15 protein-coding genes are annotated in these 17,015 nt (G+C 38.8%); 7 read left to right on the top strand and 8 right to left on the bottom strand.

The annotated features are described in order from the left end of the window. Positions 1–116 precede the first annotated feature (116 nt). The 3 genes from DBR40_RS25060 to DBR40_RS25050 all read left to right on the top strand — a co-directional run bounded on the left by DBR40_RS25060 (position 117) and on the right by DBR40_RS25050 (position 2,709). A complete protein-coding gene (locus DBR40_RS25060; RefSeq protein WP_124562471.1) occupies positions 117–659 on the top strand; it encodes a hypothetical protein in 543 nt (180 codons plus the stop codon). 97 nt (positions 660–756) lie between these two features. Further along, positions 757–1,287, top strand: coding sequence for a DUF3347 domain-containing protein (locus DBR40_RS25055; RefSeq protein WP_124562470.1), 531 nt, complete (start codon positions 757–759; stop codon positions 1,285–1,287). A gap of 132 nt (positions 1,288–1,419) precedes the next feature. Beyond that, a complete protein-coding gene (locus DBR40_RS25050; protein WP_124562469.1) occupies positions 1,420–2,709 on the top strand; it encodes a citrate synthase in 1,290 nt (429 codons plus the stop codon). Between the two features lie 208 nt (positions 2,710–2,917). Here the strand turns inward: DBR40_RS25050 and DBR40_RS25045 are convergent, their stop codons facing one another. From DBR40_RS25045 to DBR40_RS25025, 5 genes are all read right to left on the bottom strand, one after another. Then, entirely contained in the window at positions 2,918–4,048 is a 1,131-nt protein-coding gene (locus tag DBR40_RS25045; protein ID WP_124562468.1) for a DUF3667 domain-containing protein, read from the bottom strand. Positions 4,049–4,056: 8 nt separating this feature from the next. Then, positions 4,057–5,436, bottom strand: coding sequence for a nucleoside permease (locus tag DBR40_RS25040; RefSeq protein WP_124562467.1), 1,380 nt, complete (start codon positions 5,434–5,436; stop codon positions 4,057–4,059). Between the two features lie 173 nt (positions 5,437–5,609). Continuing rightward, positions 5,610–6,224: a bifunctional nuclease family protein gene (locus DBR40_RS25035; RefSeq protein ID WP_124562466.1), complete on the bottom strand. Its 615-nt coding sequence runs from the start codon at positions 6,222–6,224 to the stop codon at positions 5,610–5,612. Between the two features lie 52 nt (positions 6,225–6,276). After that, positions 6,277–7,245 (bottom strand): electron transfer flavoprotein subunit alpha/FixB family protein, encoded by a 969-nt coding sequence (locus DBR40_RS25030; RefSeq protein ID WP_124562465.1) that lies wholly within the window; start codon positions 7,243–7,245, stop codon positions 6,277–6,279. 89 nt (positions 7,246–7,334) lie between these two features. After that, a complete protein-coding gene (locus DBR40_RS25025; RefSeq protein WP_124562464.1) occupies positions 7,335–8,072 on the bottom strand; it encodes an electron transfer flavoprotein subunit beta/FixA family protein in 738 nt (245 codons plus the stop codon). A 62-nt stretch (positions 8,073–8,134) separates the two neighbouring features. On the opposite strand from DBR40_RS25025, the gene DBR40_RS25020 reads away from it, so the two are divergent. Continuing rightward, entirely contained in the window at positions 8,135–8,470 is a 336-nt protein-coding gene (locus DBR40_RS25020; RefSeq protein WP_124562463.1) for a tetratricopeptide repeat protein, read from the top strand. Between the two features lie 37 nt (positions 8,471–8,507). Further along, positions 8,508–9,725, top strand: a complete 1,218-nt coding sequence (chrA, locus tag DBR40_RS25015; RefSeq protein ID WP_124562462.1) for a chromate efflux transporter — start codon at positions 8,508–8,510, stop codon at positions 9,723–9,725. Between the two features lie 313 nt (positions 9,726–10,038). On the opposite strand, the gene dnaB is transcribed toward chrA, so the two are convergent. Next, positions 10,039–11,601, bottom strand: a complete 1,563-nt coding sequence (dnaB, locus tag DBR40_RS25010) for a replicative DNA helicase (RefSeq protein ID WP_124562461.1) — start codon at positions 11,599–11,601, stop codon at positions 10,039–10,041. A 201-nt stretch (positions 11,602–11,802) separates the two neighbouring features. On the opposite strand from dnaB, the gene rlmB reads away from it, so the two are divergent. Continuing rightward, positions 11,803–12,570, top strand: coding sequence for a 23S rRNA (guanosine(2251)-2'-O)-methyltransferase RlmB (gene rlmB / locus DBR40_RS25005; protein WP_124562460.1), 768 nt, complete (start codon positions 11,803–11,805; stop codon positions 12,568–12,570). Positions 12,571–12,657: 87 nt separating this feature from the next. Here rlmB and DBR40_RS25000 read toward each other — a convergent pair whose 3' ends face one another. Beyond that, positions 12,658–13,749, bottom strand: a complete 1,092-nt coding sequence (locus tag DBR40_RS25000; protein WP_124562459.1) for a mannose-1-phosphate guanylyltransferase — start codon at positions 13,747–13,749, stop codon at positions 12,658–12,660. A 14-nt stretch (positions 13,750–13,763) separates the two neighbouring features. Next, on the bottom strand, positions 13,764–14,732 hold the full coding sequence (locus DBR40_RS24995) for an SIS domain-containing protein (protein WP_124562458.1): 969 nt from the start codon (positions 14,730–14,732) through the stop codon (positions 13,764–13,766). A gap of 91 nt (positions 14,733–14,823) precedes the next feature. Between DBR40_RS24995 and recQ the strand changes: the two genes are divergently transcribed. Then, the gene (recQ, locus tag DBR40_RS24990) at positions 14,824–17,013 is read left to right on the top strand and encodes a DNA helicase RecQ (RefSeq protein ID WP_124562472.1); all 2,190 of its coding nucleotides are present in this window, start codon (positions 14,824–14,826) and stop codon (positions 17,011–17,013) included. Positions 17,014–17,015: the final 2 nt, after the last annotated feature.

Here is a 17,015-nt window from a genome sequence, read left to right as displayed (position 1 = left end):
CCCTATCTTCCTACTCGATTCATAATATTCTGAAAAAAATGAAAATTAAAAATCTGGTTGTCTGGTTTTATCGTATATCATTTAAACCTTTATTTGATAACTTAAATACTTTACCAATGAGAACATTTACAAGACTTTTTGCAACGGCATTAACGGCAATTGCAATATTAAGCACCAACAGTTTAAAGGCACAAGAAATGAGTCAGACCATGAGTACTAACGGCATGGCCTTTAAAATAGGAGTTGGTGTTAATGCCGGATTGTTTCCAGATCGTTCAGAAATGGATTATGGCTACGGAGCAGACGTAAAATTGCAATACGATTTATCCAAAGATGTTGCTGTAACGGCTTCGGCTGGTTATACCCGCTTAAGGTGGAAAGACAGCCCCTTAAATTTTCAGTTTATTCCTTTAATGGGTGGAGTTAAAGCTTATGTAATTGATAGGATGTATTTAGGCGGTGGCCTGGGTACTGGCCTGGCAGTTAAAGAAAGTGCACAAATGAACTTCATTTATACCGGAGGCCTTGGCTACGAGTGGAATAACGGACTTGAAATTGGTGCACGATACGAAGGCTATGTAAACAATAGCGCATCTGATTTGTATTTCATGAAAACAGGTCAGTATAACCTGCGTATCGGTTATAATTTTAAATTATAATTAAAATATCATTTATTTTAAAGAGCCCTGCAATTAGCGGGGCTTTTTTTATTTATTTAACATATTAATTGCTATTTTGAGCCGAAAACCAAATACAATGAAAAGAATATTCGGAATAGCCATACTCACTGCATTAATGGCCTGCAATCAGTCAGAAAAAAAGACAACTGAAAATAAAGATTCCGTAAAAACAGATTCTGTGAGCGTTAAAAATGATGTAACGATAAAAGATGAAAAAAAATCGGTAATTTTTGCTCAATATGTCGAATTAAAAAACGCTCTGGTTAAATCTGATGCTGCAGTTGCCCAAAAAACGGCCGAAGCTTTGAAAAATAGTTTGGCAGCTTACGAAGGTTGCGAGCTTACTGCTGAGGTTGCCGGTAAAATTGCGGGTACCAATAATCTGGTAGTACAAAGAAAAGACTTCACCGTTTTAAGCGCCGATTTAATTGCTTTAGTTAAAAATGCCGAAATAGAAAAAGGCACCATTTATGTGCAGCATTGTCCAATGGCCAATAAAGGCGAAGGAGGCGACTGGCTATCAACGGAAAAGAAAATTAAGAATCCTTATTACGGAAACGAGATGATGGAGTGCGGAAGGGTAGTTGAAGAAATCAAATCGAAATAACAGGCACGATTTGTTTTGTTAAGCATGATTGTTACGTCTTCCTGACTAATTATTCATATTAATTTAACAGATTTGTTATGCATGTATATTAATTTTATATAATTTAGAAAGCTATAAACACAATACAATAATATGTCAGATATTGCAGAGATCAAAGTTGATGGTAAGACAATAGAATTGCCAGTAATTACAGGAACAGAAGACGAAAAGGCCATTGATATTTCAAAATTAAGAGATCTTACAGGTTTTGTAACTTTAGATACTGGTTTTAAAAATACAGGTTCTACAAAAAGCAAAATCACTTTTTTAGATGGTGAAAAAGGCATTCTAAAATACAGAGGTTACGGTATCGAGCAGCTAGCAGAAAAATCTAGTTTTTTAGAAGTAGCTTACCTGGTTATTTACGGAGATCTTCCTACCCAAGCGCAATTAGACGGTTTTCAGGCTGAAATTAGTAAGCATACGCTGATTCACGAGGATATGAAAAAATTCTTTGATGGTTATCCGTCAAGATCTCATCCAATGGGTCAGTTAGGGTCGCTAATTTTCTCTCTATCTACATTTTATCCAGAGTGCTTAAAGCCAAACCAAACTGCAGAAGAGCAAAACCTAACCATTATTAAGTTATTGGCTAAGCTTCCAACAATCGTTTCGTTTATTTATAAAAAGTCTTTAGGTCATCCGCTTATTTATCCAAAAAATAAATACGATTATGTTACCAATTTCCTTTGGATGACATTTGGCCAGCGTACCGAAGATTACGAAGTAAACCCGATTGTGGTAAATGCAATGAACAAATTACTGATCCTGCATGCAGATCACGAGCAAAACTGTTCGGCATCTACTGTACGTATTGTTGGTTCGTCTGATTGTAATTTATATGCATCAGTTTCAGCAGGTATTGCCGCACTTTGGGGACCGCTTCACGGTGGTGCAAACCAGGCCGTTATCGATATGCTCGAACTGATTAAAGCTGATGGTGGCGATACTGAAAAATGGATTGCTAAAGCTAAAGATAAAAATGATCCTTTCCGTATGATGGGCTTTGGACACAGGGTATATAAAAACTTCGATCCAAGAGCAAAAATCATTAAGAAGGCTTGTGATGATATTTTAGAGAATTTAGGTATCGACGATCCGATTTTAGAAATTGCTAAAAAACTAGAAGAAGCAGCCCTAACCGATCAGTATTTCATCGACAGAAAATTATATCCGAACGTAGATTTTTATTCAGGTATTATTTACCGCGCATTAGGCTTCCCGTCAGAAATGTTTACCGTTCTTTTTGCTTTAGGACGTTTACCGGGATGGATTGCACAATGGAAAGAAATGCACGAAAACAAAGAGCCAATCGGTCGTCCGCGTCAGGTTTACGTTGGTGAAACCGATAGGGAATTTGTTGAGATTAAAAACAGAAAATAGTTTCATTAAACATAAAAAAAACCACTCGAAAATTCGGGTGGTTTTTTTGTGGGTAATACTTTTTTACTAATAGCCGTCATCTCTACTGAAGTGTAAGCCCGTACAGGCAGGGAGAGATTTATCTCGATAACACTTATGAATTAGATCTCTCCGCTCTACTACCTTCCGATCGAGCTGACGACTCTCTTAAGTAGTAACGAAGCGCGGGCTACGTAGCTACGTAATAAATTAAATTAATCATAACAAATTCTGATACCTTAAACGCAATCCAGAAGAGTACGAAGATCCAGAACATTTTAAAGATGATACTGCCGGTTTTGCGTTGATAGAATACCTTTAATGCATTGAACATATACCAGCATATCCAAACCAAAACAGCCAATTCGATAATTTTGGTAAAGACACCACTGCCTCCAAATACATGCTTAATTACCGGAGCTGTAAAAATCTGAACGATAAAATAGGCGGTCATCCCATGAATGGTGAAAATCAGGTGGTTGAGATAGTAAATGTGATTCTTCCTGAAATTCCACATGATGAAAAGCGCCAGTAACGGCATCAATAAAAAGTATTGTTTTGGCCTGTTGTGCTCCAGGGTTTCATTAATCACTTCCGATTTTTCGCCAAGGCTAATCGCCCTTTTTTTGATTAACTTTTCGTACCAGCTATCCTGATCGGCTGAAGGAAGTTTTTGCTGACGTACCAGATAGGCCGCATAAGTACTGTCGTTCCTTTCGATATGGATATCATTGTAATTATCAATAATATCTTCAAGCGAATCAGATTTAAGTGTAACGTTTTCGGCTTTTATCCGGTTCAGCTCAACTTCCTGGTCCTTAAACCCCAGTTTTTTAAATTCTTTAATCTTTATCGCATTATCTAAAGATTTTACGGTCTTTTTAATAATAGCGTTGTTCTCGGGCATTCCTGCTAGCTTCAGCGCTTTGCTTACACTATCGGTTACATTCTGATTCTTTTTCTTTTCAACCGTGATGCCATCGTCGTCATGATTATCCTTTGCTACATGCTTTGGCGAATAAACCACCAAAAAGTATACAATTGATACAAAAATGTACATGCTCACCGGGTTGATGTACCTGGCTCTTTTACCGGCCAGATAATCGAGTGTAACTTTACCGGGTTTGGTTAGGAGTGGAGCAAGCGTTTGAAAAAATTTGTTATCGAAATGAAAATAGTGGGCAATACTATGACTAATAAAAGCCCAGAAACTCTCTTTTAATTCTAAATTAGGCTGACCGCATTTACTGCAATAATGTGATTCTACATGCGAACCACAGTTTAAACAATCGTGTTCTTTTCTGTACTTACCAGCTGACATGGGACGGATTATAAATGATTAATGGCTTCTACTTCGGCGCGGGTATGTTTGTGCTTAAATATCACAACAAAAACGACTGCTATAACGAGTACATAAATGGTAAAGGTTAACCAGATGTTATGCCAGTCTTTTACATCTAATGCCCTGCTCAGATCTCCGTTTGGCAGCACATCAATGCCTTTGTTTTTTAAGAATTTAAGCAAGTGTGCATTGTCTTCTTCACTTTTAACGTATTTAGATAGCGAACCAATACTATGATAATAAGTGGTAAAGAAGCGGCTAATCATCCAGCCCGAAACCAAACTGCCAAACACAGCCCCAAAGCCATTGGTCATCATCATGAATAAGCCCTGGGCAGAAGAACGGATTTTTGGCGCAGTTGATGTTTCTACAAATAAAGATCCCGATATATTAAAGAAATCGAATGCCATACCATAAACGATACAAGAAGTGATAATCATCCAGAGGTTGGTAGATGGATCGCCGTAGGCAAATAAACCAAAACGCAACACCCAGGCAAACATCGCAATGGCAATAACCCATTTAATTCCAAACCTTTTCAAAAAGAAGGGGATAGCCAGAATAAAAAGTGTTTCAGATACCTGCGAAATCGATAAAATGATAGTGGAATATTTAATTACGAATGATTCTGCAAAAACCGGGAATAACTTAAATTCATCTAAAAAAACATCGCCATAAGCATTGGTTAACTGTAAAGCAGCCCCTAAAAACATCGAGAAGATAAAAAACAAGGCCATTTTATAATCGGCAAAAAGCTTAAAAGATTCAAGCCCAAGTTTTTGTGCAAATGTTTTCTTATCGCTGATTAAGTTTAATGGTTTACAGGCTGGTAGTGTAAAAGAATATACACCTAAAAGTAAAGCACTTATACCCGCAATGTAGAACTGGTTGGCACTGGCTTTATTACCGGTTAAATTGGTAATCCACATAGCAGCAATGAAGCCAATGGTACCCCAAACGCGGATAGGAGGAAAGTCTTTTACTACATCGAAATTGCCGTTTTTTAAGGTGGTGTAGCTAATGGAGTTACTAAGCGCTATGGTTGGCATATAAAAACACATGGCTACCAGTATTACCCAGAAAAAGGTGTGTGCATCATTTACCTGTGGCAGGTAAAACATGGTCGCCGCGTAAAGAATATGCAAAATGGCATAAAGTTTTTCTGCATTGATCCATTTATCAGCTAAAATACCGGTGAGAGTAGGCATAAACAGCGAGGCAATGCCCATTGTAGAAAAAATAATTCCAAAATCTGCACCATCCCATTGTTTGGTTCCGAACCAATAATTTGCAATTGTAATTAACCAGGCAGCCCATACAAAGAATTGCATGAAACTCATTATAGTTAAGCGAAACTTAACATTCATAATAATAGTTTAGTTTAAAAGCTGAATATAGAACTATTTTAAGTCATAATCCAAAATGATCCTTAATTATTTTAAACAATTTGGATCATTTTGGGTTTTAGCTTTTTTATTGGTGAGATTTTGTAGAAAAATCTGAAAAGATTTGAGTTTTTTTAATGCCTGAAGGTGGGAAATTAAGAAGTTCCGCGCTTATTCAGTTCATCTCTTAACCTTGCTGCTTTTTCATAAGCTTCTTCGGCTATGGCCTCCTGTAGTTTTTGTTGCAGCTCTTCTAAGGTAAGATCGCTATAGCCTGGTTGCTGGCCTGAGGTAGGCAAGGTATCGGCTTCAGGTTCTTTAGCAATCGAATCCATATTTTCGAGAAAAAGAAAATCATTTCCTTCAATTACAATACCTGCAGAAGCGAGGATAAATTCGTAGGTATAAATCATGGCATTAAACCTAACAGCCAGTGCGATAGCATCCGAGGTGCGGGCATCAACTTCATGTGTGTTTTTGCCGTCGCTACAAATCAGTTTGGCATAAAAAACGCCGTCAACCAGGTTGTAGATAATAATTTCCTGAATGTTGATATGAAAAGTATCAGCCATCGATTTAAACAGGTCGTGCGTTAATGGCCTGCTTGGAGTCATTTTTTCAATTTCAATGGCAATGGCCTGAGCTTCGAACGCACCAATAATAATGGGTAAGCGCCTGCGTCCATTTACTTCTCCTAAAACAAGGGCATAAGCACCAGATTGAGTCTGGCTGTAAGATAAACCTACAATATCTAATTTAACTTTTTTCATATTTATGATAAGACCTTATAGGTTTTTTAAAACCTATAAGGTCTGTAAAATATTATCCCTTATGTGCTTTTAATGCCTCAATTAATTTTGGTACAACTTCAAAAGCATCGCCAACGATACCGTAATCGGCTACTTTAAAGAAAGGAGCTTCCGGGTCTTTGTTAATTACCACAATCACTTTCGATGAGCTTACACCTGCCAGATGCTGTATAGCACCAGAAATACCGATAGCAATGTATAAATTCGGGCTGATGGCAATACCGGTTTGACCAACGTGCTCTGAGTGTGGTCTCCAATCAGCATCAGAAACGGGTTTAGAACAAGCGGTAGCAGCGCCCAATAAGCCTGCAAGCTCTTCTATCATTCCCCAGTTTTCAGGGCCTTTTAAACCTCTTCCTGCCGATACTACCAGCTCAGCATCGGGTAACGAAACTTTATCAGTAGCCCTAACAATATCTTTAATAACAGTACCCAGGTCTGATTGTTTAATATCAGCGACAAAGTTTTCGATAGTTACATCGATAGCATTTTCTTTAACACCAAATGCATTCGGGTTTAAAGCAATTACTTTGTTGGCAGAAGTTAACTCGGTAATGGCAAAAGCCTTACCAGAGAAAGCAGTTTTCTTAACGGCAAATTTACCATCAGTACTTGGTAGTTCAACAGCGCCATCGGCTAAGCCTGCTTTAAGTTTTACTGCAATACGTGGCGCTAAACCTTTACCTGAGAAAGAGTTAGATAATACCACAATTGCTGCGCCTTCTTTCTCGGCAGCAGCAGCAATAACGCTGGCATAAGCTTGATTAACGAAAGATTTTAACTGATCGGCACTTACATTTAATACTTTAGCTGCACCATATTTTCCCAGTTCTTTTAATTCACTTTCGGCAACATCGCCAATTGAAATGGCGGTTAAGCTGGTAGATTGTTGATCGGCAATGGCTTTGGCATAAGAAACGGCTTCGAATACAGATTTCTTAAATTTACCTTCAGCTTGTTCTACATATACTAATACTGACATATATTTATCCTTAAATCCCTTAGCGGGAGTATTATATTTATTATTATTAATTTATCTCTGCTCGGTCAGTCAACTGAATTGCTAACTGACTAGATTACTTTAGCTTCGCTGTGTAACAAGCTAATTAACTGCTCGGTTTGATCGGCAGGAATTAATTTAACTGTTCCGCGAGGGGCAGGGGTTTCGTATTTGGTTACCTTGGTTACCTCGTCGATGGCAACAGCCTCTACAACTGCTAAAGGTTTTGTTCTTGCGCTCATGATACCACGCATGTTAGGGATTTTAGGCTCGGCTACACCTTCAGCACAGCTGGCTACAAATTTACCCGAAACGGTTAATACTTCTTTCCCGCCTTCAATTTCTCTTTCGATAGTTGCTGTATCGCCGTCTATATCCAGTTTTTTGATAATCGATACCGAAGGGATATCTAAAAATTCGCCAACCATGGCTGCAACCTGATTGCCATTGTAATCGATAGATTCGCGACCGGTTAAAATAACATTGAAATCTTTGTCTTTAGCGTATTCTGCAATTTGCTTAGCCACAAAATATGCATCTCTTGGAGCTGCATTTACCCTAACTGCATCGTCGGCACCAATTGCAAGTGCTTTTCTAATGGTTGGATCGTTGGCGGCTTCGCCCACATTGATTACGGTTACTGTTCCTTTACCACCTTCAGTTAGCTCAATTGCCCTTGCCAGTGCAATTTCGTCGTAAGGGTTAACAATATATTGTACTCCTGCGGTATTGAATTCGGTATTATCGTTGGTAAAAGTTATTTTTGTCGTTGTGTCTGGCACATTACTGATACAAACTAATATTTTCATATGTTATATGTTTATTATATAAGGTCTTTCTGCAAATTTAATTAAAAAAGCAAGGAATAAAAATGTCAAGTACCCGTTTAAGTAAGTTATTAGATTTTTTAGAAAGTGATCCCAACGATCCGTTTATACTATATGCCTTAGCCACAGAGTATAACGTGCAAAATGATAAAGAAAAAGCCTATTCTTTTTACCTTCAGTTAACTGATAAGCATCCCGATTATGTTGGCACTTATTACCATTTGGGTAAATTATTTGAAAGAGACGGACAGAAAGAAAAAGCAATCGAAATTTATCAAAAGGGAATGCAAGTGGCGCGCAATAAACGCGATATGCATGCTTTTTCCGAATTGCAGGGCGCTTACAATTCGGCAGCAGGATTAGATTATGAAGATGACTAGTTTAGTCTTGTTAGTTAACAGTTATCAGTTTTAATTGATGCAAACCAAACCTATTGCTGCCAAAAAGCAGTGGCTGTTTATCCGGAATGTTATTTTTTTTACCTTCACCTCTTTTGGTGGGGCGCAGGCGCATCTGGCTTTATTGCTTAAATATTTTGTACAGAGTACTAAATTTATCTCCGAAGAAGAGCTTTTGGAGTTAAATGCACTGGCGCAGGTATTACCCGGGCCGGCCTCCACGCAAACATTAGTAGGTATAGCCTGGAAAGTAGGGAAGCTGAAACTGGCTATTATTACTTTTTTGATCTGGATTTTACCCACAGCCAGCATTATGACTTTTGCTGCAATCAGTTATGCCATGCTCGATCAGAAGCAAAAATTTAATGCGGTTTTAGAATATATTCAGCCCATTGCGCTTGGTATTGTGGCTTATGGCGCATGGCAGCTGGGTAAAAAAGTGCTTTCTTCTCAGGTATCCATATTTCTGGCCATTGCTTCGGTTATTGCCACGCTGGTGCTACGGAATGCCTATGTTTTTCCCTTGTCTATTTTAATCGGAGGGATGATCTCATCAGCCATTGAAACCCCTAAAGAAGAAGCCGAACTCAGGGTTAAACTATTTTCGAATGTTAACCCCCGAAAACTAATCTATTTTTTGGGTGCTTTGTTGCTTTTCGCATTAGTGGGCGCTATCATTAACCGCACATCGCCTTTTAGTTTGCCTATTCGTTTATTGGAGAATTTTTACCGTAATGGAATACTGGTTTTTGGAGGCGGACAGGTGTTGGTACCTTTAATGTTTACCGAGTTTGTAGAGATGAAGCATTATTTGCACGCCTCTGGATTTTTATCGGGCTTTGCACTACAACAAGCCTTACCCGGACCAACCTTCTCTTTTACCAGCTACCTGGGGGCACTAAGCATGAAAAATTTTGGTTATGGCCTTTGGGGACAGATTTTAGGAGGTTTAATTGGTGTAATCGGTATTAATTTACCAGGCTTAATCCTCGTTTTGTTTATCGTACCTTTTTGGGATGACCTTAAAAAAATCTCGCGAATTAAGCACAGTCTTTCAGGCATTAATGCTGTAAGTGTAGGCTTTATTATTGCCGCTTTTATTCTCCTGTTAATTCCAATGGGTTTTAACTGGTTATTTTTAGGCATTATGCTGATTACGTTTCTTTTGCTCAACTTTACCAAAGTGAGCCCGCCAATTATCGTCTTAGCCGGTATACTATTGGCCTATTTGTTTTAGTGTTTAGCTAAATGATATATGCTTTAAGCCTATAATTATAGGCTTTTGTTTAATCGATATATGTTCTGAGCTTATAATGATCTATCAGGTGAGCGGTGTCCCCACCGCCCATTCGTTATTTCACAGAGATTATCAGGATTTAGTGGTAATTAAGTGTATGGTTAAAAACGATAAAGGCCTGTATTCTATAAGAATAGAGGCCTTTATATTTATAGTGTGATCCTGATTACAAGGATCATAGTTTGATTTAGTTAACCGGCTCTTTCGACTACCTATCCCGATTCATCGGGAGGCTGAGGATGACAACTGATTATTAAAACGGTGGATCATCATCACTGTAATCATCCATTTTTGAAGGACGGATGATTACGTTGCTTTGTTTTTCAAAATCTTGAGATGGATACATTCCGGCTGACGGATCAGCTGCAAAAGAACTCGGCGGTGCGTTAAAATCATCTTCCAGATCCTGGAACTTAACAAACTTACCTACGAATTTAAGTGGTACAATACCGGTTTCACCGTTACGGTGCTTGGCAATAATTACCTCACCAATACCTGCTTGCGATCTTCCTTGCTCATCTTCGGTGATACCGTAATATTCAGGACGGTATAAGAACAATACCATATCCGCATCCTGCTCAATTGAACCCGATTCACGTAAATCGGATAACATTGGCCTTTTTCCCTGTAAACCAGGTCTACTCTCTACCGCACGACTTAACTGTGATAGTGCCAGTACCGGTACATCTAGCTCTTTAGCAACAGATTTTAGTGCCCTTGAAATACTACCGATTTCCTGCTCACGGTTACCGCCACCTTTACCTTCGCCTTTACCGTGCATTAACTGCAAGTAATCGACAATTACCAATTGAATATCGTACTGCGATTTTAGCCTCCGACATTTAGCCCTGAACTCAAAAATATTCAGTGCAGGTGTATCATCAATTAATAGGGGAGCTTCGGTTAAGCGGCCAATTTTGCTGTGCAGCTGTTGCCATTCCCACTCCTGTAAATTTCCCTTTCTGATTTTTTCCTGCTCAATTTCGGCTTCTCCTGAAATAAGACGATTAACCAACTGAACAGACGACATCTCAAGCGAGAACACCACACATGGTTTGGCAAAATCAACCGTTGCATTGCGTGCGCAGGTAAGTACGAATGCGGTTTTTCCCATCGCCGGACGCGCAGCAATAATTACCAGATCCTGTTTTTGCCAGCCCCCGGTAATTCTGTCTAATCCGGTAAAACCAGTTGGAACACCAGTTAAACCATCTGTTTTTGTTCTTAATTCTTCAAGCGATGCTAACGACTGCTTAATGATATCCTCCATTTTCTGCGTATCTCTTCGCAGGTTATTCTGGGCAATTTCAAAAAGTCCTTTTTCTGCCTGGTCCAGTAAATCGAAAATATCAGTAGTATCTTCGTAGGCATTGGTAATAATTTCAGTCGATATTCTGATGAGCTCACGCTGAATATATTTCTGAGAAATGATACGGGCATGAAATTCGATGTTTGCGGCCGAAGCAACCCGGTTAGTTAAACTGGTAATATAATATGCACCACCCACAATTTCTAACGCACCCATGGTACGCAATTCTGAAGTAACGGTTAAAATATCTACTGGTTTCGATTTTTGGAACAAAACGTGGATGGCCTCAAAAATCTTTTGATGGGCGATATTGTAAAAAACATCCGGTTTTAAAACATCAATTACAGCTGATAGGGCATCTTTTTCGAGCATGAGTGCTCCCAAAACTGCCTCTTCCAAGTCTAATGCCTGTGGTGGGATTTTTCCCATCGAACTTACTGTATTGCTCAGTCTGCTCTTTCGGGCAGCGAAGCTATTTTTTCCGCCTTGTTCATTATCGTTACTCATTCCACAAAAGTAGTTAAATTTTGATGGGCTTGTTTGAATAAGTTACTAGCTCTTTGTTAACAAATTGAAGCATAATCATATTGATTTTTTTATGGGTTTTAGGAAACATTTTTTTTTTTGAACAATTAAATGTGAATAAGAATAACATAGATGAGGGCTAAAACATTTTATTTGAATACTTTTGCCTAACAATTTTAGAACATGGATAATTTTAGAAGACCGCAACGCGCAAAAGAGAATAATGAGTTTGTATTTGGTATCAGGGCTGTTATAGAAGCTGTTAAAGCTGGAAGGGATATTGAAACCATTTATCAGCAACGTGGCCTTGGGGGCGAATTATTTCTGGAGTTGAAAGCACTTTTAAAAGATACCTTAATCCCTTTAAATTCAGTTCCTATTGAGAAACTGAACCGGATGTCGCAGAAAAACCACCAGGGCATTATTGCGGTAATTTCGCCAATTACCTATCAAAATATTGAAGACATTGTACCTGCCATTTTTGAAAAAGGAGAGGTACCTTTAATTTTGATTTTAGATAGCGTAACTGATGTACGCAATATGGGCGCTATTGCACGGACGGCATCCTGTGCGGGTGTTCATGCCATCGTGGTGCCATTAAAAAATGCTGCACAGATTAATGCTGATGCCATTAAAACATCGGCCGGAGCCCTGTTCAGCATTCCCATCTGCCGCCATGCCAACTTGCACAAAACCTGCTTGTTTTTACAAGAGAGTGGCTTACAGATTGTAGCCTGTACAGAAAAAACAAACGATTTAATATATGCGCCTGATTATACCATGCCAACAGCAATTGTAATGGGCTCGGAAGATGAAGGGATTTCGAACGATTTGTTAAGGGTTGCAGATCATCTGGCTAAAATACCAATGGCCGGCAAAATCGAATCTTTGAATGTTTCTGTATCGGCAGGCGTAATTATATACGAAGCGATCAGACAAAGAAGCATTTAATGTAAGATGGATGTATGATGGAAAATGTAAGATGGGGGATGCGGAACTATGCTACATCATCCATCTTACATCGTCCATGTTACATCTTTAAATGAATTTATTGCCAAAACGCGATTTTACTTCTGCAACGAATTCTTTAACACGTTGTTCTTCGTTTCTTGGGCAAATCATTAGCATATTGTTGTTTTCTACTACAATATAATCGTGCAAACCCTGCATAATCACCAGCTTATCTTTTGGTACATTTACCATACAGTTCGAAGAATCGAACATAATAACCTGTTCTGACGGGATAACTGCATTTCCAACGTAATCTTTTTCGGCCATTTCGTAAATCGAAGCCCAGGTACCTAAGTCAGACCAGCCAAAATCGGAGGGAAGCACATATACATTTTCGGCTTTTTCCATAATGCCAAAATCTATAGAGATGTTAGTACACTGAAAATAAGCATTGTTGATAAACTCTTTTTCACCTGCTGTGTTCATGTCAGCCCTGCCCAGATTGAATATTTCATACATATCGGGCAAGTGTTTCTCAAAAGCTTTCAGAATGGCTTTTGATGACCATATGAAAATTCCCGCATTCCATAAAAAATCGCCACTTTGAATAAATGATTTGGCCAGTTCGAGGTTGGGTTTTTCTGTAAATGTTTTAACCTTGTGTAAATCTGTATCGGTATTTAGCACATAATCAGTGTGTTGTATGTATCCGTATCCCGTATCTGGACGATTTGGCTTAATGCCTAAAGTAATCAAGCAATCATTTTTCGATGCTGCATCTAAAGATTGTTCTATCGATTTTATAAACTCGTCCATATTGCCAATGGTATGATCGGAAGGAGCAACTACAATGGTAGAATTGGGGTTTAACTCAGCAATTTTAAAACTTCCGTAGGCAATGCATGGTGCCGTATTTCTAAGTAATGGCTCTGCTAATATTTGGTTTTCGCTTAACTGCGGCAGTTGTTCTTTTACCAGATCTACATAAATCTCGTTGGTAACAATAAAAATATTCTCAGGTAGGCAGATTTTTAAAAATCTGTCATAAGTACTTTGTATCAGTGTTTTACCAATGCCAAAGAAATCAATAAATTGTTTTGGATATTCTGTTCTGCTTACCGGCCAAAAACGGCTTCCTACGCCGCCGGCCATAATTAAGGCATAATAATCTTTATTCATTTTATGTTTTAAAATTACACAATCCCCTCGTTTAAGAGGTCGTGCAAATGGATGATGCCAAAGTAAGTGTTTTGTTCCAGAACTAACAACTGTGTTATGTTATTTTGTTTGATAATCTCCAGGGCATCCACTGCCAAAGCATCATGTTGGATGCTTTTGGGTGTTTTGCCCATAATATCTTCGGCTTTTAAATTTTCAATTGTATTGTTGTTTTCCAACATCCTCCTAATATCGCCGTCGGTAATTACCCCAAGTATATGGTTGTTGTTATCTACAACAGCTACGGCGCCTAAACGGTTTTTACTAATTTCGATCAGTACATCTTTTACCGATGCTGTGGGTGAAATAGATGGTTTTTCGTTGGATAGGGCCAGGTCTCTCGCTTTTAGATACAGCTTTTTACCTAAGGATCCACCAGGGTGGTATTTCGCAAAATCTGCTTCATTAAACTCACGGCATTCGAGCAGGCAAATAGCCAGGGCATCACCCAGGGCAAGTTGTGCAGTGGTACTGGTAGTGGGAGCCAGATTATGCGGACAAGCCTCTTTTTCGAAAGCAGTGTTCAGAATCAGATCTGCCTGTTCGGCCAGGAAAGAGCCTAATTCACCTACCATACCAATTAAAAGGTTACCCGAAGTTTTGAGTAAGGGAACAAGTACTTTAATTTCGGGCGTGTTGCCGCTTTTTGAAAGGCAGATAATTACATCGTCTATCTGGATCATGCCCAAATCGCCGTGAATGGCATCGGCAGCATGCATAAATATAGCTGGTGTACCGGTTGAATTAAAGGTGGCCACAATTTTTTGGGCAATAATTGCACTTTTGCCAATTCCGGTTACAATCACCCGGCCTTTGCAGTGTAAAATGCTGGTTACGACTTTTTCAAAATCGTCATTAATATTTCTGGCAACGTTTAATATTGCTGCTGCTTCGAGCTCTAAAGTGCTTACAGCCGATTGTATAATTGATTTTTTACTTTTCAAAGAGAAAATAATTGTCTGTTAATACTTGAAATTCTTGTAAAATTATGTTATTTTGGATAGAAAAATAGCATCGCATATTTTATTACACAAAATGGACGTGAAAAAGTCGTTATTTGATAACCTACAAAATTTCTTCGGGTTTGACAATTTCAAGGGTGATCAGGAGTCGATCATAACAAATATTTTAGAAGGCAATAACACATTTGTTATTATGCCAACAGGCGGAGGAAAGTCGATTTGCTATCAGTTACCAGCTTTAATGAGCGAAGGGACGGCAATTGTTATTTCTCCGTTAATTGCATTAATGAAAAACCAGGTAGACCAATTGCGGGCTTTTGGTGGAAATGACAGTATCGCTCATTTTCTGAATTCATCTCTCAATAAATCTGAAATTACGCAAGTTAAATCTGATCTCTTAAGCGGTCAGACCAAATTATTGTATGTTGCACCTGAATCGCTAGCAAAGCAAGATAATATTGAATTTCTAAATCTGATTAAAATCTCTTTCGTTGCGGTAGATGAAGCACACTGTATCTCTGAATGGGGGCACGATTTCAGGCCTGAATACCGTAAAATAAAACAGGTTATCGCTGGTTTGGGCAATAATATTCCAATTATAGCTTTAACGGCTACCGCTACACCAAAAGTGCAGCAGGATATTATGAAGAACCTGGGGATGACAGAAGCTACCCTGTTTAAATCATCATTTAACAGGCCGAACCTGTTTTACGAAATCCGCCCCAAGCGCGATATTACCAAAGAGATTATCAAGTACATTAAATCCAATCCCGGTAAATCTGGGATTATTTACTGTTTAAGCCGTAAAAAAGTAGAGGAAGTTGCCGAAGCTTTAAACTTAAACGGCATTAGTGCTTTGCCATACCACGCAGGTTTAGACCCTAAGGTGAGGGCAGAAACACAGGATAAATTTTTAATGGAAGATGCCGAGGTGATTGTAGCCACTATTGCCTTTGGTATGGGGATCGATAAACCGGATGTACGTTTTGTAATTCACCACGATGTGCCTAAAAGCATGGAAGGCTATTACCAGGAAACAGGTAGGGCCGGACGTGATGGCGGCGAAGGGGTTTGTATTGCTTTCTACTCGCAAAAAGATGTAGATAAGCTTGCTAAGTTTATGAAAGATAAACCGGTTTCTGAAAGGGAAATTGGTACACAGATATTAAAAGAAGTAATTGATTATGCCGAATCGGGCGTTTGTCGCCGTAAACAGATTTTGCATTATTTTGGCGAAAACTTTAACGAAACAGGCTGTAATTGCATGTGCGATAACTGCAAGAAGCCTAAAAAGCAATTTGATGCTGAAAATCAATTGTCTACCCTTTTAAAATTCATAGAGAAAACAGGCGAGAAGTTTGATGATGCCCATTTATTGAATGTTTTCTTAGGTTTAGAAACTGCCCAGACCATTGCTTATGAGCATAGCAAAGTACCTGAGTTCGGTATCGGTAAAGAAGATGGCGAACTGATGTGGAAATCGATTGTACGCCAGGCAGTGTTAAATAATTTCCTTTTTAAGGATATCGATAATTATGGTTTATTAAAATTAACCAGGCAGGGAAAAGATTTTATTGTTAACCCTTACAGCCTGAAGTTTATTTTAAACGAGCCGATTGAAAGTGGTGCCGACGATGATGATGATGATGTTAAGCAAGGCACAAGTGCTTTAGATACGCACCTCTTATCGTTGCTGAAAGATTTACGTAAAAAAATCGCTAAGCAGAAAAACGTTCCACCGTTCGTGGTATTCCAGGATCCTTCGCTGGAGGAAATGTGTACGCATTATCCCATCGCTATGGATGAACTTCGTCAGATTTCTGGTGTAGGTTCAGGAAAGGCAATGAAATTCGGAACGCCGTTTATTGAACTGATTAAAAAATATGTAGAGGATAACGACATTGAGCGCCCGATTGACCTGATTATTAAAACCCAGGCCAATAAATCGCAAATGAAAGTTTCCATCATCCAGAATATAGATCGGCAGATTGGCCTCGAAGATATTGCCGATTCAAAAGGTATTACCTACGAGGAAATCCTTAAAGAAGTAGAATCGATTGTAAACTCCGGAACAAAGCTCAACCTGAATTATTTCATTGATGAAGTAATTGATGACGACAGACAGGATGAAGTTTTTGATTATTTCAGGGCTGCAGAAAGCGATTCTATTGATGAAGCCTTAAACGAGCTAGGCGAAACAGACTACACGCGCGAAGAAATTCAATTGATGCGCATTAAATTCATGTCAGAACTAGGGAATTAATG

The organism is Pedobacter sp. KBW01 (assembly GCF_003852395.1).
Classification (GTDB): domain Bacteria; phylum Bacteroidota; class Bacteroidia; order Sphingobacteriales; family Sphingobacteriaceae; genus Pedobacter.
The sequence above is the reverse complement of the archived record's forward strand: the minus strand, read 5'-3'. Positions and strand labels throughout refer to the sequence as shown.